Consider the following 18,770-nt stretch of genomic DNA (forward strand, 5'->3'; position numbering starts at 1 on the left):
ATGTTTGAATCATGAGCCAGAACGTTTATCAATTTATCGATGTGCAGCGTGTAGATCCTGCGAAAAAGCCTATCAAAGTTCGTAAGATCGAGTTCGTTGAAATCTATGAACCGTTTACTAAGCAGCAGGCGACTGCACAAGCGGATCGCTGCTTAGATTGTGGCAACCCATATTGTGAATGGAAATGCCCAGTCCACAACTACATCCCTCAATGGTTAAAACTTGCCAATGAAGGTCGTATTCTTGAAGCGGTTGAACTATCGCATCAAACCAATAGCCTACCGGAAGTATGTGGGCGCGTTTGTCCTCAAGACCGCCTATGTGAAGGTTCATGCACGCTTAATGATGACTTTGGTGCCGTCACCATCGGTAACATAGAAAAGTACATTACCGACAAAGCGTTTGAAATGGGCTGGAAGCCAGATATGTCCAAGGTGGAGTGGACCGATAAAAAGGTCGCAATCATTGGAGCAGGCCCAGCTGGCTTGGCTGCCGCAGATATCCTAGTGCGCAATGGCGTTAAGCCCGTCGTGTTTGACCGCTACCCTGAAATTGGAGGCCTTCTGACCTTCGGCATTCCTTCATTCAAGCTTGAAAAAGGCGTGATGGAAAACCGCCGCCGTGTGTTCACTGAAATGGGCGTCGAGTTCCGCATGAACATGGAAGTAGGCAAAGATGTCCAAATGCAAGAGCTACTTGATGAATACGATGCTGTTTTCTTGGGCGTTGGCACCTATAAATACATGCGTGCAGGTCTAGATAATGAAGATGCGCCGGGTGTGTATGACGCGCTGCCATTTTTAGTTTCGAACACCTACAAAGTCATGGGTCTTGAGAGTAACCAACCCTTTATCGATATGGCAGGAAAGAAAGTCGTCGTACTGGGTGGTGGTGATACCGCAATGGACTGCGTTCGTACCTCAATTCGCCAAGGAGCCTCCAACGTAGTTTGTGCTTATCGTCGTGATGAGGCCAACATGCCAGGCTCTCGTCGCGAGGTAAAAAACGCAAAGGAAGAAGGCGTGAAGTTCATGTTCAACCTTCAGCCTTTGGGAGTTGAAGTGGATGCGTCAGGCAAAGTCTCGGGGGTCAAAGTGGTGAAAACCGCACTTGGTGAACCTGATGAAGCGGGTCGCCGACGTCCAGAGCCCGTTGAAGGCAGCGAGCACGTTCTACCAGCAGACGTTGTTATCATGGCGTTTGGTTTCCAGCCGCACAAAATGGACTGGTTAGCACCGTTTGATGTCGATTTGGATCAATGGGGTCGTATCAAAGCCCCAGCGAAGCAAGAGTTCCAGTTCCAGACCAGCAACGAAAAGATCTTCGCGGGTGGCGATGCGGTACGAGGTTCTGATCTTGTCGTAACCGCAATTGATGAAGGACGAAAAGCGGCAGAAGGCATTCTCGATTACCTCGAAGTTTAATCACTGTTAACGTCTCAAAAAGGATCCTACTATTGGATCCTTTTTTCTTTTATTACATATAATTAAATTCCTATGATAAGGGATAAAACCAATGAAAAAAGCCGCTCTCCTTTCCATTACTTTGCTCGGCTTAACCGCTTGTAGCCAAGGAGTCAAAACCATGACGGATCGTTCTCAATCACCTTGTGGTGACAAACCAAACTGCGTCTCCACCCAAGACACGCGAGAAAAATACAACCTAACGCCATTCATCTTAGTGGATTCAGCGAACATCGACGCTATTGAGCAAGTTGCGCTTGAACTGCCAGGCGCGAAAACCGCGGTGAAAGAAAGCAACTACCTTCGTATCGAGTGCACATCTAAAATCATGCGCTTCGTGGATGACCTCGAACTAAAAATAGCAGGAGACCAACTGATTGTGCGCTCGGAGTCTCGTGTGGGCTACTCTGACTTTGGCGTAAACAGAAAGCGCGCCGATCAATTACGAGAAAAGCTCACTCAAGCTAAGCTCATCAAATAGAAAACTGCCAACGGGGAGTGCTATACTCTCGGCCAACTAAAATATTTACCCAAAGAGAGTGTTATGAAAGTTGGTATCATCGGTGCGATGGAACAAGAAGTGACCATCCTGAAGCAAGCAATTACAAACTGCAAAACTGTAAATAAAGCAGGTTGTACGTTTTTCTCTGGTCAAATTAACGATGTTGAAGTCGTCGTACTACAATCGGGCATCGGTAAAGTTGCAGCGGCAGTGGGCACGACAATCCTTCTTGATGAATACCAACCAGACGTTGTGATTAACACAGGCTCTGCTGGCGGTTTCGATTCAAGCTTAAACCTTGGCGATGTAGTTATCTCTACAGAAGTTCGTCATCACGATGCAGACGTAACCGCTTTTGGTTATGAGATTGGCCAAATGGCCGGTCAACCAGCTGCATTCAAAGCGGATGACAAGCTAATGGACTTAGCCGAAAAAGCCCTAGCACAAATGGAAAACACTCATGCGGTTCGCGGCCTAATTTGTACTGGCGATGCGTTTGTTTGTACTGCTGAGCGTCAAGAGTTTATTCGTAAACACTTCCCGTCAGTTATCGCTGTAGAAATGGAAGCATCTGCTATCGCTCAAACTTGTCATCAATTCAACACTCCGTTTGTTGTTGTGCGTGCAATCTCTGATGTCGCTGATAAAGAATCACCAATGAGCTTTGATGAGTTCCTGCCTCTAGCAGCAAAAAGCTCTTCCGAAATGGTATTCAAAATGCTGGAACTCATTAAGTAAACGACTCATTCATGGAAGAAGTTTTTCAGTCATTTTATGCCAACGGTGCGCTCCTCATTATGTGGGGTGCACTGATCTTGCACCTTTTAGTGCCAATCCCCCATTCAGCGCACCCCATCACTTTATGGCGAAAGCTAGCAGAGCAGCTAGCTAACAAAGTGAACAATAATCACAATTACTCACAGAGTGTAATCTCAGGCAGTCTTGCACTAGGCTTGATGCTGTTTCCTTGCTTGATATTACTGATTGCAGTAAAGCCATTTGTTTGGCAAATCCGTTTATATGAACTGGTTCTATTGATCCTTGCGCTAGACTGGCGCAACAGCGAAACGTTAACGAAACAGCTCGTCACAAGTATCTCTTCGGAAGACAAAGCTCAGTGTCGAGCATTACTGAGACCATATCTTAATCGCGATACTGGTAGCCTCTCGATCGTTGGCATAGGTAAAGCTGGCTCAGAAACCCTGATTATGGCATACAGCCGCAACGTGATCGGTGTGCTATTTTGGTACGCACTAACAGGTGGCATTGGTGCGTTAATGTATCGACTCACAACAGAATTAGCGCGAGTGTGGTCCCCTAGCCGACGCCAATATTTGCCGTTTGGTAAACCTGTGATTCAACTGGTTGCTACTCTGGATATTATTCCACTTCGTCTCTTTGCCATACTTTTAGCTGCCGGAAAGAATACAAGTAATGTGCTCTCTGGAATACAACAGCAAGCGAAATCTTGGTCCTTACCAGGACCTAGCTGGGTGTTATGTACTATCGGACACAAACTACAACTGTCTTTATGCGGCCCTGCTATCTATCAAGGTGTGCGTGCAGAGCGCGCAAAAATCGGTGGGCGCATTGCGCCATCGGCTATTCACCTTTCACAAATACATACGCTGCTCGTTTGGCGCGTCCTGGCTTGGATCGCAATCCAAAGTTTGCTTTTAGGAATAATTTATCAAGGATTATGATGAATAAATTATGCTTCGCATTAACGCTGTTTGTTTCGACAGCGACCTTCGCTCAACCCGCTCAACGCATTATAAGTTTAGCTCCACATGCCACCGAAATTGCCTTTGCAGCAGGGCTAGGAGACCAGCTTGTTGCTGTCAGCGAAATGAGCGATTATCCAGAACAGGCAAAGCAGCTAGAAAGAGTCTCAAATTATCAAGGAATTAAATTAGAGCGCATTATTGCTCTTCAACCGGACTTAGTGATTGCTTGGCCAGCCGGAAACCCCGCTAAAGAGTTGGAGAAAATTAAACAGTTCGGTATTCCTATCTATTACTCCACTACAGGTTCATTAGAAGATATCGCCAATAATATCGAGCAACTCAGCCAATACAGCGAAACTCCACAAGTAGGAAAAAAGGCCGCTGAAGATTTTAGAACGCAGCTGAGTACACTAAAAGAACAGTACAACACGAACGAGAAAGTTCGTTACTTTTATCAGTTGAGTGAAAAGCCTATCATCACTGTCGCTGGAAAGAACTGGCCAAGTGAAGTCTTTACTTTTTGCGGTGGTGAGAACATTTTCGCCGCATCCAGCGCGCCTTATCCTCAAGTTAGCATCGAGCAAGTCATTACTCGCCAGCCAGAGGTTATTTTTACTTCTCGTCACGCAATGAGTAACGATGGTATGTGGACTGAGTGGAGTAATGAGCTTCTTGCTCTTAAAAACAAACACATCTGGTCCCTAAACTCTGATTGGATTAACCGTCCGACACCACGCACATTGAACGCGATCAAGGAAGTGTGTGAGCACTTTAAAAGCGTTCGTCAAAAACGCTAACGATTTCGTGGCAAATACCGTACAATTTCCGCCCATTTTTTCTCACACTATTTAAAGGTACTAAGTAACATGGACTCCATGCTGCTTTATATGATCGATTTGTTCGGTACCGCTGTTTTCGCTATCTCTGGCGTATTACTGGCTGGCCGTTTAAAAATGGATCCATTCGGCGTTATCGTACTCGGCAGTGTGACTGCTATAGGTGGCGGAACAATCCGAGACATGGCGCTTGGTGCCACTCCCGTATTTTGGATAACAGATACGACTTACTTATGGGTGATATTTGTTACGTGTCTACTAACCATGCTTGTTATTCGAAGACCCAAGCGACTCTCATGGTGGGTATTACCCGTTTGTGATGCCATCGGTCTCGCTGTATTTGTAGGAATAGGAGTAGAAAAGGCACTCGCCTACAATGCTTCTGGGATGGTCGCGGTGATAATGGGGGTTATTACTGGCTGTGGCGGTGGCATTATACGAGACGTGCTGGCTCGCGAAGTTCCTATGGTATTAAGAAGTGAAGTCTATGCTACGGCATGTATTATTGGCGGCATCTTCCATACGATGGCGGTAAACATGGGTTATGACCACTCAACGGCTTTACTCGCTGGTGTAATCTCAACGCTCATTATACGTCTCGGTGCGATTCGTTGGCATCTATCCCTGCCAACTTTCGCCATTAACCGTTAAACACCAACAACATCACTCATCATGGAGTCGACCAAGTGTCGGCTCCTCTCATTTATGCTCATTTGATTCGCCAATTCTTGGGCAATTCGCTAAATTATCTCAACCATTCCTAACTTTCATTAATCATTATGTTGCTTGAAGGTATTGAAACGTTACTTGTCCTCAGTAAAGAAAAAACCATGAGCCGCACGGGCAGTCAACTCTATATTAGTCAATCTGCCGTGAGTAAACGTATTTCAAATCTAGAGAAGAAGTTAGGAAAAAAATTAATAGAGCCAAATGGTCGGCACATAAAGCTGACCTCCGATGGCCTTGCGCTCATCAACACGATCGAGCCAACGTTCAATGAGTTAAGAGGTCAGATCTATGATCAACAACAAATAGAAGATACTTCTTTGATCAAGATAGACAGCTCTGAAACCTTAGTCGCTGGATACCTCAGCATGATCATGGCAGAACACTTTGCCCATGATCAATACATACGAATATCGACCAATCATACGCCACGCATTATTGAGAATGTGAAATCAGGCAAAGCAACATTGGGATTTTGCGCTGGCTATCTACCACCTCATCATGGATTAATGAGCCTTCACCTCGCCGATGAACCTTTCTCAATTGTCAGTCGACATTCACTTTCACAACTACCTAAAGCTATTTTGACCAATGACCTAACTAACCCTGCCAACACATATCAACAAGCTATTTTATCCAAACACGGAATCGAACCTTTGATGGAAATGGATTCGTATACTGCGGCAGCACAACTGGCTTTGGGAGGTATGGCTCCCGCTTTAATCCCTAAATCTATCCTAACGACACTTAATATCACACCTAAGTTCTGCTATGACTTTGAAGAGCTAGATCAGTTAGTTCGACCAATACATATCTGCTTACGTCACAGCACATATCGTAGCGAGCGAGTTAAAGCACTGACAGAATCCATTGCTGATGTTGTTGCCAAAGAAGTTTCGTTGCCATAAGCATCGACATCACTATAACTAGAGGACGAATCCATTTTTGCCCTTTACTTACCACGACCTTCGCCCCTAACTGAGCACCAAGAAAACCGCCAACAGCCATAGTTAAGCCAAGCTTCCACACTGGCAACCCAGCTAAGATAAAAAAGAGTAGTGCCGCAATGTTTGACGTGAAATTGAGGATTTTGGTTCTAGCTGTGGCTTCGACCAAAGAAAAGTGACCTAGTGCAACAAAACAAACAGTAAAAATAGATCCAGTCCCAGGGCCAAAAAAGCCATCATAGAAGCCGATCCCGCCACCAATGCATAGCGCAAACATCGCTTCAGATAACTTTGGTTCTCCATCAATTTTTCGCGTACTTGGCGCGAGTAAAAAATAGAGGGAAATGGCTATCAAAAGAACAGGGATCAAACTGGTGAGTACGCTAGCATCAATAAACTGCACAGCCTCGGCACCGATTGCAGCACCTATAAAAGTGCAGAGTATCGCAAAACGCATTTCCTTTAAGCTGACAATACCGTTACGCACGAAATACCAGCTAGCAGAGAAACTGCCAAACGAACTTTGTAACTTATTGGTAGCTAGAGCTTGAGTCGGACTCAACCCCGAAGCCAAAAGCGCAGGGAGCGTAATGAGCCCTCCCCCACCAGCCATCGCATCAATAAAGCCTGCGGCAGTCGCAACCAAAAATAAGGCCAACAAAATTTCAACCGTGATTTCCACTACACTTCCTTTTTGAAGAGGTATCAAAGAGGAAGAAACGGTAGCATTTATTCACAAAACTACCAATGGAAAGTCAAGACACCAATCTATTCCTAATTTTCATAGAATTAATGCTTAAACTTGACTCCAAACTTTTATATAAAATTTAGTTGTCAGAAAGAATTGAATCACTGTCACAAATCTATTCCTGATAATGAGATCAAACGCTTACCTTTAAATATAAAACTAGACGAATATGAAAGATCTGTTCAGCATGTAGAGTTTACATTGTCAGCGCTCAAGGCCCGATATCTGAGGAAAATACATGACTAGCAACTACCCTTTATCACGACATCAATCCTCAAAAAATAGTGGTAGTATAAGCACCTACCCACTTTATAAATCAAATCATCAACATCGAAATCAAGAAACCATTATCTTATCTATCGAGAGCTTCGATATTGTTGTCAAGAACAATGTAAAAGATAAAGCGAAATTAGAACGTTGGGAAAAGATAAAGGGAATGTTTGAAAATACAGCAAACTATTATGCTACAGGACAGGACTTAGTTTTTATAACCAACTTATCAAACTATTTGTACGGAAATAATAGCTCTGTTATCGTTAAAAATTATTCTGGAGCTCCACATATCATACTCACAGGCTCCCCTGCTATGCACTCAAAGCTTTCTGGATTAGGAAAATTTCTTCCTACTCCAACTGTGGCAAAGTTCGCTGTTGGACCAGAAGGGGCATTACAATCCATTAGAAGTGGGGGCATAATAACAATTATCTTAATATCCACATACAGAGTGATTGACTTTTTCCTCAATGACCGTCAAACCTTAGCCAAACTATTTGGTACTTTAGCTAGTGATATAATCACTATCGGGTTATCGTCAGCTGCAGCAGCTATATTTGTAAACTTTGCCGCAGCAGTGGGTGGCAGTGTTGTAACTTTAAGTGTTGGCCCATTATTAGGGGCTATTTTGATAAGCTCGGCTGTAGGTCTTTTATTGAATAGAGAAAATGATAAACGAGGTTTAACACAGAAGTTAATAGCCTCTATAGATATTTACTTAAAGCAAAGAGATATAGAAGCAAAGAGAAGAGCAAAAGAAGAATATAATGAGATTCAACGTAAAACTCAAAGTATGATTTTCTCGCAAGAAATACAGCGAGGTTTGTTACGATGAAAAAAGGGAGTTACGACCGAACGCAAGTGTTTTTTTATTTAATAATTTTATTAGCATCAGCAATATCACTGTTAATATATGGTTTTGATGGATTGTCAGACTTTTATCTTAACATCTATAATAATGAAAGTTATTCATCTTTTGATCAGGCTGATATTTTGATTATAGGCTCTAGTTTGATCTTATTTGAATGCTCTATAATGTCCGTAAAAACATTAAAATCAAATGATTTCCTAACTAAAAGTGAGTTTAAAAGCTCTAGTAAGATATTCCTAACCATATCGATAACTAGTTTTTTTCTTCTTTATCCCTCGCTACTAGCAGCAGATGTTTTTGCAAAAAGTAACGGATACTCTCTTGATACTGAAAAATCAACTTATAACTTAGTCTTAGAAAAAAGAACATATCGAAGCACTCCATAGTTAGTATGTTTTTAAGCTCGACACTGCTTATTTTAACTTTTTCTAATTACCTATCTGCTTAAAGAGTTATGGTCGGCTTAATATCTCAGTCCTACAGCATTAATTTTGTTGCAGCAAGTGGTAGTACTATTTCTTCCTCTTTGGGTACATCGCTTGCCATCATTAGCTTAATTATCTTCAAAAGCGAAGCATACCAATCGTTCCTAGCACACTTTAATGCTCTTCATTTTAGAAAAACCTCGATATAAAAAAAAGCCCGCTCAAATGAGCGGGCAATGAGGTTGTCATGCAAGCCCTGATTAATGAGCTTACTGATTTTTATCTGTTACGCGTCTAGACTCGCTTTCACTTTAGCGTGTAACTCTTGAACCGAAGTTACTGACGCTTTTGCGTCTGCAGTATGAGACATACATGTAGCGAACGCTGCATTCAGTGTCGTTGTGTAGTTCACTTTTTCTGCCAGTGCACCACGGCGTAGAACTTTCGAATCTTCAATCGCTTGACGACCAGCAGCCGTGTTTACGATGTAGGTGTATTCGTTGTTCTTGATGCGGTCAAGAATGTGTGGACGACCTTCGTGTACTTTGTTTACCAAACGTGGGTTAATACCCGCTTCGCCCAGAATTACAGCAGTACCGTGTGTCGCATCCAACTGGTAACCCAGTTTCACTAACTTAGAAGCTAGGTCAACAACACGCTCTTTATCACCTTCACGTACAGACAGTAGCGCACGACCACCTTCAGGATAAACCGCACCGCAACCTAGCTCTGCTTTCGCGTAAGCTTCTGCGAACGTTGCACCCACACCCATTACTTCACCTGTTGAGCGCATTTCAGGGCCCAATAGAGGGTCAACACCAGGGAATTTGTTGAACGGCAGAACCACTTCTTTCACTGAGTAGTAAGGAGGGATAATCTCTTTAGTAAAGCCTTGTGACTCTAGAGATTGACCCGCCATTACACGTGCAGCGATTTTCGCTAGAGGAGCGCCTGTCGCTTTCGATACGAATGGTACCGTACGAGCAGCACGAGGGTTCACTTCAATTAGATAAACGTCGTTATCTTTCACAGCAAACTGCGTGTTCATCAAACCGCGCACACCGAGTTCGAATGCTAACTTCTCAACTTGCTCACGCATCTTGTCTTGAATTTCCTGACTTAGCGTGTATGCAGGCAGTGAACATGCAGAGTCACCAGAGTGAACACCCGCTTGTTCGATGTGCTCCATGATACCGCCGATAACGACGCGTTCACCGTCACAGATAGCATCAATATCAACTTCGGTTGCATCATCCAAGAAACGGTCTAGCAGAACTGGAGACTCGTTCGATACGCTTACTGCTTCGTTGAAGTAGCGACGCAGGTCTTGCTCGTCGTATACGATTTCCATCGCACGACCACCGAGTACATAAGATGGACGAACAACTAATGGGAAGCCAATTTCTTTCGATTTCTCAACCGCTTGCTCCATCGTTGTTACTGTCGCGTTTTCTGGCTGAAGTAGACCTAAACGGTCAACAGCGGCTTGGAAGCGTTCACGGTCTTCCGCACGGTCGATAGCATCTGGGCTAGTACCAATGATTGGCACACCAGCCGCTTCTAGAGCACGAGCCAGTTTAAGTGGCGTTTGACCACCGTACTGAACAATCACACCTTTTGGTTTTTCAACGCGAGCGATAGACAGTACATCTTCCAGAGTTACTGGCTCGAAGTACAGACGATCAGACGTATCGTAGTCAGTAGATACCGTTTCTGGGTTACAGTTAACCATAATGGTTTCGTAACCGTCTTCACGCAGCGCAAGTGATGCATGAACACAACAGTAATCGAATTCGATACCTTGGCCGATACGGTTTGGACCGCCACCAAGAACCATGATCTTATCTTTGTCTGTTGGGTTTGCTTCACATTCTTCATCGTAAGATGAGTACATGTAAGCCGTGTCAGAAGAAAACTCTGCTGCACATGTATCCACACGTTTGTAAACCGGATGAATATCAAACTGCTCACGAGCACGGCGAATTTCACTTTCAGCGACACCAAGCAATTTAGACAAGCGAGCATCAGAGAAGCCTTTGCGTTTCATCTGACGAAGCACTTCTTTGGTCAAACCTGCGTAGCCGCCCGCCTTGACTTGTTCTTCGAGTTTTACAATTTCTTCGATTTGAACCAGGAACCAGCGGTCGATTTGAGTCAAGTTGAACACACCGTCGACTGACATACCCGCTCGGAATGCATCGGCGATGTACCAGATACGCTCTGCACCTGCTTCTTTAAGTTCGTGACGAATCTTAGTCAGTGCATCTGGCGCTTCCAGATCGACCATCTCATCAAAACCAGTTGCGCCAACTTCTAGGCCACGCAGTGCTTTGTGAAGAGATTCTTGTTGGTTACGACCAATCGCCATTACCTCACCAACCGATTTCATCTGAGTTGTCAGACGATCGTTTGCACCAGCAAATTTCTCGAAGTTAAAGCGAGGGATCTTAGTTACGACGTAGTCGATAGTTGGTTCAAATGACGCAGGTGTTGCACCACCTGTGATGTCGTTTTGTAGTTCGTCTAGCGTAAAGCCAACAGCCAGTTTCGCGGCAATTTTCGCGATTGGGAAGCCTGTTGCTTTTGATGCTAGCGCAGAAGAGCGAGATACACGCGGGTTCATCTCGATGATGACCATACGACCATCTTTCGGGTTGATACCAAACTGTACGTTTGAACCACCTGTTTCAACACCAATCTCACGTAGAACGGCTAGCGATGCATTACGCATAAGCTGGTATTCTTTGTCAGTCAGTGTTTGTGCTGGAGCAACCGTGATTGAGTCGCCCGTATGGATGCCCATTGGGTCAAAGTTCTCGATTGAACATACGATGATACAGTTGTCCGCTTTGTCACGAACGACTTCCATTTCGTACTCTTTCCAACCGATTAGCGACTCATCGATAAGAAGTTCGTTGGTCGGAGATAAGTCCAGACCACGACGACAGATTTCTTCGAACTCTTCTTTGTTGTACGCGATACCACCACCAGTGCCACCCATGGTGAACGATGGACGAATGATACAAGGGAAGCCAACCATATCTAAAACTTTGTAAGCTTCTTCCATGCTCTTCGCTGTATCTGCGCGAGGACACTCAAGGCCGATAGACTTCATCGCTTTATCAAAACGAGAACGGTCTTCCGCTTTGTCGATTGCATCAGCCGTTGCACCAATCATCTCTACGCCAAACTCTGCGAGAACGCCGTGCTTCTCTAAATCTAACGCACAGTTAAGTGCTGTCTGACCACCCATAGTTGGCAGAACTGCATCAGGACGTTCTTTCTCGATGATCTTGCGTACAACTTCCCACTGAATCGGCTCGATGTAAGTCGCATCTGCCATCTCTGGGTCAGTCATAATCGTTGCAGGATTAGAGTTAACTAGGATAACTCGGTAGCCTTCTTCGCGAAGAGCTTTACACGCTTGTGCGCCAGAGTAGTCAAACTCACATGCCTGACCGATAACAATCGGACCAGCACCAAGAATTAGAATACTTTGAATGTCAGTACGTTTTGGCATTATCTACTACTCCGAATTAAGCGCTGTGTTTTTTGATTAGTTCGATAAAGTGGTCAAATAGCGGTGCCGCGTCATGTGGACCAGGGCTCGCTTCTGGGTGACCTTGGAAGCTAAATGCTGGCTTGTCTGTGCGGTGGATACCTTGCAAAGAGCCATCAAATAGCGATACGTGAGTAGCACGTAAGTTTTCCGGTAATGTTGCTTCATCTGCCGCAAAGCCGTGGTTTTGCGAAGTGATCATCACAACGTTACGCTCTAAATCTTTTACTGGGTGGTTTGCACCGTGGTGACCAAACTTCATTTTCACCGTTTGCGCACCTGATGCTAGCGCCAGAATTTGGTGACCTAGACAAATACCAAAAATTGGCAGGCCTTTTTCTAGGAACACTTTGGTTGCTTCAATCGCGTAAGTACATGGTTCTGGGTCACCAGGGCCGTTTGATAAGAATACGCCATCTGGATTTAGTGCCAGAACTTCTTCCGCTGACGTTTCTGCAGGTACAACCGTTAAGCGGCAGCCGCGGTCAACCAACATTCGTAAGATGTTGCGTTTTGCGCCGAAGTCGTAAGCGACAACGTGGTATGGCAGCTCGCTGTCATCTTTCGCCTCTGGAAGTCCACCTTCAAGCGTCCACGAACCTTGCTTCCATTGATACGCTTCTTTTGTTGTAACTTCTTTCGCAAGGTCCATTCCTTTTAAGCCTGGGAATTCTTTTGCTTTCGCTAGTGCCAAAGCTTCGTCTAGGTTGTTGCCCGCAACAATACAGCCGTTTTGAGCACCTTTTTCACGCAGGATACGAGTGAGCTTACGAGTATCGATATCAGCGATGCCAACGATATTTTGAGACTTAAGATAATCAGAGAGGGATTGTTCGTTACGGAAGTTAGAAGCGATTAGAGGAAGATCGCGAATCACAAGGCCTTGTGCATGAATGGAAGAGGATTCTTCATCTTCGGAAGTGGTTCCGGTATTGCCAATGTGAGGATAAGTGAGAGTGACGATTTGCTGAGAATAGGAAGGATCAGTGAGGATTTCTTGATACCCCGTCATCGAGGTATTAAAAACGACTTCACCAACGGAAAGACCATCTGCCCCTATGGACACTCCGCGGAACACTGTCCCATCTTCTAGGACCAACAGTGCTAATTTACCCAAGACAACCTCCAGAATAAAAATGCAAAAAAAATAAATCAAACTGCAAACATGCCTTCCTTTACCTATAAAATCTACATAAATAGGTATTTCAGACAAATTGGCGGTATTCTAAAGTTGGACTCGAAACCTGTCAACCTACAATCAAAAATAAATGATTAATTTCTAGCGAGTAAGGTCATTTTGAATCAGTAAGGCCCAAAAAGATAACTTTTACATGCTATTACATAGAGGGGCATAGAGGTTTAATGAATTTTACAAATTTGAACTTTTTAGAGATCACAAAAAAGTATGAGTTTTTCACGCAAACGTTCACCCGGCAAAAAAGACATTAGTTTTTAGGCATCAAAACCCAAAACACCCACAAAGCAACCAAAACAACAACAAAAGTAAGCACCAAAATACTTTCTGTTAGAATCATTTCATTTACAACTAATTCTATAGATATAAAAAAGCCGGCTACCGCCGGCGAATAATTATGTATTTAGAGTTCATTCAATCCCAAAACATCTGTCATGGTATAAAAGCCCGCTGGTTTGGCACTCAACCAAACAGCGGCCTTGACGGCGCCATTAGCAAACGTCATACGATCGGTCGCTTTGTGCGTTATCTCCACTCGTTCCCCGATATCAGCAAACATGGCTGTGTGCTCACCAACAATATCGCCAGCGCGAATTGTAGCAAAGCCGATCTCATCTTTAGTACGTTCACCTGTGATACCTTCTCGCGCATAGACAGCTACATCATTCAGCTTGTTGCCCATCGCACCAGCAATGGCTTCGCCCATCCCGATAGCGGTACCAGAAGGAGCATCAACTTTATGACGATGATGTGCTTCGACAATCTCAACATCACAGTAGCCGCCCATCACTTTGGCTGCTTTCTCAAGAAGCTTAAATACTAGGTTCACACCAACAGAGTAGTTAGGTGCCATGACAACAGGCACTTGCTTAGCGGCTTCGTCAATCAGTTCACGCTCTGCATCACTGAAACCAGTCGTCCCAATCACAATACTCTTTCCATGCTTCTTACACAGTTCAAGATTCGCCAACGTACTTACTGGGGCAGTAAAATCGATGATTACATCAAAATTATCGACGTCTTTAGCAAGATCATCCGTTAAGAACACATCGAATTTACCTTCACCACAAAGTTCACCGATATCGACACCGACAAGTGAGGACTCAGGTCGTTCTGATCCCGCGCTCACTGTCGCCTCTGGATTAAGGTGTGAAGCTTTAACCAAATTACGGCCCATTCGGCCTGCTGCTCCTGCGATTGCAATACGAACCATTGCGCTTTCTCTCCTTCTCTGGATAACGAGGTTTGCTCTCGTTCTCTCGTTTCGCTTAATCTATTTAAACTAACAACATACCGTGGTTACCACAAGCAAGTTCATCAGGCTTAAGCGAACTCTTTTACGACACGCTCCAAGATAGGCACGTTCGCTTCAGGAAAGGCATAGTTACCCAATTCTCTTATCTCAACCCAGCGACCTTCTTGACCTTCTCGGCCATAAGGCTCATTACTGAACTTAGATACCGTAATAAAATCAAACTTAAGTGATTTGTCTGGATAGTCATATTCCAAATGCTCGAAAAGGGCTTGCTCAGTAACTTCAATTCCTACTTCTTCTTCAAGTTCTCTTGCTAGAGCATGTTCAATACTTTCTCCTGACTCGACTTTCCCGCCGGGAAACTCCCAAAACCCGCCTTTATGCTTGTCGTCTGGACGCTTTGTAATAAAAATTTTTGATTTGTCTTGGTTAAAAATAATAGCCGCGACTATGTGAATTCTTTTCATAGGGTTTCCTAACTCTCAAGCCGTTACACTTCAACGGTCTTTGCATCTCTAAAACTATCCGATGCTATCAAAACTTATGAAATTCGACAGCCACAGAATTTGCTCAAAAAAAGAGCCGCCTAGGCGACTCTTTAAAACATTATCTGACTAATACGTTAGTCGATTTTGCCGTGGCACTGTTTATACTTCTTACCACTACCACAAGGGCAAGGCTCATTGCGACCTACTTTACGTTCATCACGTACCATTGGCTGACTTGAACCTTCTTCAGATTCTTCACCTTCAGAAAGAGGGTTTTGTGCTGCTGCGTGTTGCGCTTGAGCACGACGAGCGGCCTCTTCAGCTTGCGCACGACGTTGCTCTTCCATACGTTCAACTTCTTCTTGTTGCTGAACTCGAACGCGAGATAGAACAGTAATCACATCAGTTTTCAGCGCTTCTAGTAGACCTTCAAACAGTTCAAACGATTCACGCTTGTATTCCTGTTTCGGGTTCTTCTGCGCATAGCCGCGTAAGTGAATACCCTGACGCAAGTGATCCATTGCTGCCAAGTGCTCTTTCCAAAGCGTATCCAGAGTTTGAAGCATAACCGATTTCTCGAAGTTACGAAGCACTTGGGCACCCACCACTTCCTCTTTCTCTTTGTACACTTCAACGGCTAGATTGATGATCTTCTCGCGTAGCGCCTCTTCGTAAAGCTTATCGTCTTCTTCAAGCCATTGCTTCACTGGTGCATCAAGATCGAAGTCTGCTTTCAAGCGCTCTTGCAGACCTTCAACGTCCCACATATCTTCTAGTGATTGTGGCGGGATGTACTCATCAATAACCGCTGTTAGCACATCTTCACGGTTTTGCTCGATCATACCGCTGATGTCTTCAACGTTCATCAATTCGTCGCGCAGCTCGTAGACAACCTTACGCTGATCGTTCGCCACATCATCGTATTCTAGTAGCTGCTTACGGATATCAAAGTTACGACCTTCCACTTTGCGCTGTGCTTTTTCAATTGAGCGAGAAAGCATTTTCGATTCAATAGCTTCACCTTCTTCCATACCACTTTGAATAAGGCTCGCCATACGATCAGAAGTGAAAATACGTAACAAAGAGTCTTCCATAGATAGGTAGAAGCGCGATGAACCCGCATCACCTTGACGACCAGAACGACCACGTAGCTGGTTATCAATACGGCGAGATTCGTGGCGCTCAGTACCAATGATGTGTAGACCACCAGCATCTAATACTTGATCATGTACAACTTTCCACTCTGCTTTAATCGCATCGATTTGTTCTTGAGTTGGGTTCTCCAAAGCTTCCACTTTTGATTGCCAACTACCGCCAAGCACAATATCCGTACCACGACCGGCCATGTTGGTCGCGATAGTTACCGCACCAGGCATACCCGCTTCAGCGACAATTTCCGCTTCCTTCTCATGGAATTTTGCATTCAATACGTTGTGTTTGATCTTAGCCTTCTTCAATGCGTTAGAAAGAAGTTCTGATTTTTCAATCGATACGGTACCAACCAATGTTGGCTGACCTTTCGCAACGCGCTCTTTGATATCTTCAATGATTGCAGCAAACTTCTCAGCTTCAGTACGGTACACCACATCCGGCATATCGTTACGAATCATAGGTTTGTTGGTTGGGATAACCACCGTTTCCAAGCCATAAATAGATTGGAACTCAAACGCTTCAGTATCCGCAGTACCTGTCATACCAGACAGTTTTTCGTATAAGCGGAAGTAGTTCTGGAAGGTAATCGAAGCCAAAGTTTGGTTTTCGTTTTGAATCTTAACGCCTTCTTTCGCTTCTACTGCTTGGTGAAGACCTTCAGACCAACGACGACCTGGCATTGTACGACCAGTATGTTCATCAACAATTACTACTTCACCTTCGTCAGTAACGATGTAATCAACGTTGCGCTCAAACAACACATGAGCACGCAAAGCGGCATTCACGTGATGTAACATGCTGATGTTAGTCGGAGAGTAAAGTGTGTCACCCTCTTCCATAAGACCATTTTTCACCAACAGTTCTTCAACGTACTCTTGGCCCGTTTCTGTGAGGTATACTTGCTTTGATTTCTCATCAACAGTGTAGTGACCATCACCACGATATTCTTCAGAGTCTTCTTTGTCTTGCTTTTTAAGATGCGGGATCAAAAGGTTGATTCGGGTGTATAGCTCAGAGCTATCTTCAGCAGGACCAGAAATGATTAAAGGGGTACGAGCTTCATCAATTAGGATTGAGTCCACCTCATCGACAACTGCAAAGAAGCGTTCACGTTGTACGCGATCTTCGCTACGGAAAGCCATATTGTCACGAAGGTAGTCAAAACCAAATTCATTGTTCGTTCCGTACAAGATGTCAGCTTGGTACGCTTCTTTTTTCTCTTGAGGAGGCATGTTTGGCACGTTTACGCCAACAGTCATACCTAAAAATTCAAATAGAGGGCGGTTTGTCTCTGCATCACGTTTAGCTAGATAATCGTTCACTGTTACAATGTGAACGCCTTTACCAGCCAGGGCATTTAGGTAAGCAGGAAGCGTTGCCGTCAGCGTTTTACCTTCACCCGTACGCATTTCAGCGATTTGACCCGCATTTAGAACCATACCACCGATAAGCTGGACGTCGAAGTGGCGCATACCGTAGACACGCTTAGATGCTTCACGAACCGTAGCAAAAGCTTCTGGAAGTAGTTTATCAAGAGTTTCACCCTTCTCTAGGCGCTCACGGAATTCAACCGTCTTTGCTTTTAACTCTTCGTCACTTAGAGCTTCGAATGTTGGCTCAAAGTTATTAATTTCTTTTACAATTTTTCTAAGGCGGCGCAGTGTTCGGTCGTTGCGACTGCCAATCACTTTTGTCAGTAGCTTAGTTATCATTTTTCGTGAATCTCTCTTTATTCAGACCGTTCCCGATCTACTCATAATGCCTTCAGTCTCTGCCAGTTTGGAACTAAGAATACTGAGATAAATCATTTATCAAAGATATTGAGTTCAAACATCCATATTTCAAGGCTAAGTTTTGAAACAATGTGGCTTAGTGTAAGGATTTTTAATCGATACAACCATAAATAGACGTATTTGTTTGAAGCACTCTGAAGTTTTTACTTAAAGTGGTGACTGATTAGCCGATATTGCATACCGCAATATGTGTAATCCATCCAGAGCAAACTTTGCTTTTTACCTTGCTACATTGTAAAACTGAAGCTAAAGACGTTAATGTAAACTATACCTTGATAGAAAGCTGCTCTAGAATAGCTATATCTCAACAAAATTAGATTTTACCTATGCGTGATCACCGTCCAACCTCGACTGAAGATGTTATTGCTGAGTCACAGTTCAAGCAGATTCAAGAACATGCTGGAGAAATCTTACAGCTTAACCAAGCTTTGCAAGAGATCTTACCCATGGGGACGGCCGATCATTGCCGAGTAGCGAATGTTCGTAACGGCCATCTATTGATCGATGTCTCTAGTGCCGCAATCAAAATGAAGATCGATTACGATCGCCTCATGATCCTAAATAAACTTCGTACTCAAGGCTTTGCCAAGCTGATGAGCGTTGAAGTGAGGATCAATCCTTCACTATATAGAAACCGCTTTCAACAAGACGACAGACCTAAGCGTCCACCACTAACAGAATCTGCAGCAAAGTCATTAATGACGATTGCCGACATGGCGCCACCTAAAATTCAAGAGCGTTTAAAACGATTAGCCGATATGGCAGAAAAGGAAGATCGTAAGTGAACGTTATTTCAATATGCTGAAAGCT

Annotated in this window: 16 protein-coding genes; 10 read left to right on the forward strand and 6 right to left on the reverse strand. The window is 44.2% G+C overall.

Annotation, left to right across the window (positions count from 1 at the left end; all coding sequences use genetic code 11):
* The first annotated feature begins 11 nt into the window (after positions 1–11).
* The 7 genes from R7F07_RS12585 (at position 12) to R7F07_RS12615 (ending at position 6,162) form a co-directional block, all read left to right on the forward strand.
* Positions 12–1,424: an FAD-dependent oxidoreductase gene (locus tag R7F07_RS12585; protein ID WP_053304346.1), complete on the forward strand. Its 1,413-nt coding sequence runs from the start codon at positions 12–14 to the stop codon at positions 1,422–1,424.
* A 91-nt stretch (positions 1,425–1,515) separates the two neighbouring features.
* A complete protein-coding gene (locus R7F07_RS12590; protein ID WP_017633627.1) occupies positions 1,516–1,944 on the forward strand; it encodes a DUF1499 domain-containing protein in 429 nt (142 codons plus the stop codon).
* A gap of 63 nt (positions 1,945–2,007) precedes the next feature.
* Positions 2,008–2,703, forward strand: a complete 696-nt coding sequence (gene mtnN / locus R7F07_RS12595) for a 5'-methylthioadenosine/S-adenosylhomocysteine nucleosidase (protein WP_005381837.1) — start codon at positions 2,008–2,010, stop codon at positions 2,701–2,703.
* An 11-nt stretch (positions 2,704–2,714) separates the two neighbouring features.
* Entirely contained in the window at positions 2,715–3,668 is a 954-nt protein-coding gene (locus tag R7F07_RS12600; RefSeq protein ID WP_171342772.1) for a cobalamin biosynthesis family protein, read from the forward strand.
* Positions 3,668–4,489 (forward strand): vitamin B12 ABC transporter substrate-binding protein BtuF, encoded by an 822-nt coding sequence (btuF, locus tag R7F07_RS12605; RefSeq protein ID WP_171342773.1) that lies wholly within the window; start codon positions 3,668–3,670, stop codon positions 4,487–4,489. Before R7F07_RS12600 ends, btuF begins: the two co-directional genes overlap by 1 nt.
* A 69-nt stretch (positions 4,490–4,558) precedes the next feature.
* Positions 4,559–5,179, forward strand: coding sequence for a TRIC cation channel family protein (locus tag R7F07_RS12610; RefSeq protein WP_005387377.1), 621 nt, complete (start codon positions 4,559–4,561; stop codon positions 5,177–5,179).
* Positions 5,180–5,307: 128 nt separating this feature from the next.
* A complete protein-coding gene (locus R7F07_RS12615; RefSeq protein WP_171342774.1) occupies positions 5,308–6,162 on the forward strand; it encodes a LysR family transcriptional regulator in 855 nt (284 codons plus the stop codon).
* On the opposite strand, the gene R7F07_RS12620 is transcribed toward R7F07_RS12615, so the two are convergent.
* Positions 6,104–6,883 carry a TSUP family transporter gene (locus R7F07_RS12620; RefSeq protein WP_171342775.1) on the reverse strand — a complete coding sequence of 260 codons (780 nt, stop codon included), beginning with the start codon at positions 6,881–6,883 and terminating at the stop codon, positions 6,104–6,106. The two genes, R7F07_RS12615 and R7F07_RS12620, sit on opposite strands and share 59 nt — an antisense overlap.
* Positions 6,884–7,187: 304 nt before the next feature.
* On the opposite strand from R7F07_RS12620, the gene R7F07_RS12625 reads away from it, so the two are divergent.
* Together R7F07_RS12625 and R7F07_RS12630 are read left to right on the forward strand one after the other, a co-directional pair.
* On the forward strand, positions 7,188–8,057 hold the full coding sequence (locus R7F07_RS12625; RefSeq protein ID WP_054578506.1) for a hypothetical protein: 870 nt from the start codon (positions 7,188–7,190) through the stop codon (positions 8,055–8,057).
* On the forward strand, positions 8,054–8,479 hold the full coding sequence (locus tag R7F07_RS12630) for a hypothetical protein (protein ID WP_054578505.1): 426 nt from the start codon (positions 8,054–8,056) through the stop codon (positions 8,477–8,479). Before R7F07_RS12625 ends, R7F07_RS12630 begins: the two co-directional genes overlap by 4 nt.
* 325 nt (positions 8,480–8,804) lie before the next feature.
* On the opposite strand, the gene carB is transcribed toward R7F07_RS12630, so the two are convergent.
* The 5 genes from carB to secA form a co-directional block, all read right to left on the reverse strand.
* Positions 8,805–12,038, reverse strand: a complete 3,234-nt coding sequence (gene carB / locus R7F07_RS12635) for a carbamoyl-phosphate synthase large subunit (RefSeq protein ID WP_005381854.1) — start codon at positions 12,036–12,038, stop codon at positions 8,805–8,807.
* Between the two features lie 16 nt (positions 12,039–12,054).
* On the reverse strand, positions 12,055–13,194 hold the full coding sequence (carA, locus tag R7F07_RS12640; RefSeq protein ID WP_017821483.1) for a glutamine-hydrolyzing carbamoyl-phosphate synthase small subunit: 1,140 nt from the start codon (positions 13,192–13,194) through the stop codon (positions 12,055–12,057).
* A 481-nt stretch (positions 13,195–13,675) separates the two neighbouring features.
* Positions 13,676–14,485 carry a 4-hydroxy-tetrahydrodipicolinate reductase gene (gene dapB / locus R7F07_RS12645; RefSeq protein ID WP_053304339.1) on the reverse strand — a complete coding sequence of 270 codons (810 nt, stop codon included), beginning with the start codon at positions 14,483–14,485 and terminating at the stop codon, positions 13,676–13,678.
* A gap of 110 nt (positions 14,486–14,595) precedes the next feature.
* Positions 14,596–14,994: an 8-oxo-dGTP diphosphatase MutT gene (gene mutT, locus R7F07_RS12650; protein WP_005387387.1), complete on the reverse strand. Its 399-nt coding sequence runs from the start codon at positions 14,992–14,994 to the stop codon at positions 14,596–14,598.
* 155 nt (positions 14,995–15,149) lie between these two features.
* Positions 15,150–17,879, reverse strand: a complete 2,730-nt coding sequence (gene secA / locus R7F07_RS12655; RefSeq protein ID WP_005381868.1) for a preprotein translocase subunit SecA — start codon at positions 17,877–17,879, stop codon at positions 15,150–15,152.
* A 407-nt stretch (positions 17,880–18,286) separates the two neighbouring features.
* Between secA and R7F07_RS12660 the strand changes: the two genes are divergently transcribed.
* Positions 18,287–18,745, forward strand: a complete 459-nt coding sequence (locus R7F07_RS12660) for a DUF721 domain-containing protein (protein WP_054578503.1) — start codon at positions 18,287–18,289, stop codon at positions 18,743–18,745.
* Positions 18,746–18,770: the final 25 nt, after the last annotated feature.

The sequence above is a fragment of the Vibrio sp. YT-16 genome (assembly GCF_033337405.1).
Taxonomy (GTDB): domain Bacteria; phylum Pseudomonadota; class Gammaproteobacteria; order Enterobacterales; family Vibrionaceae; genus Vibrio; species Vibrio alginolyticus.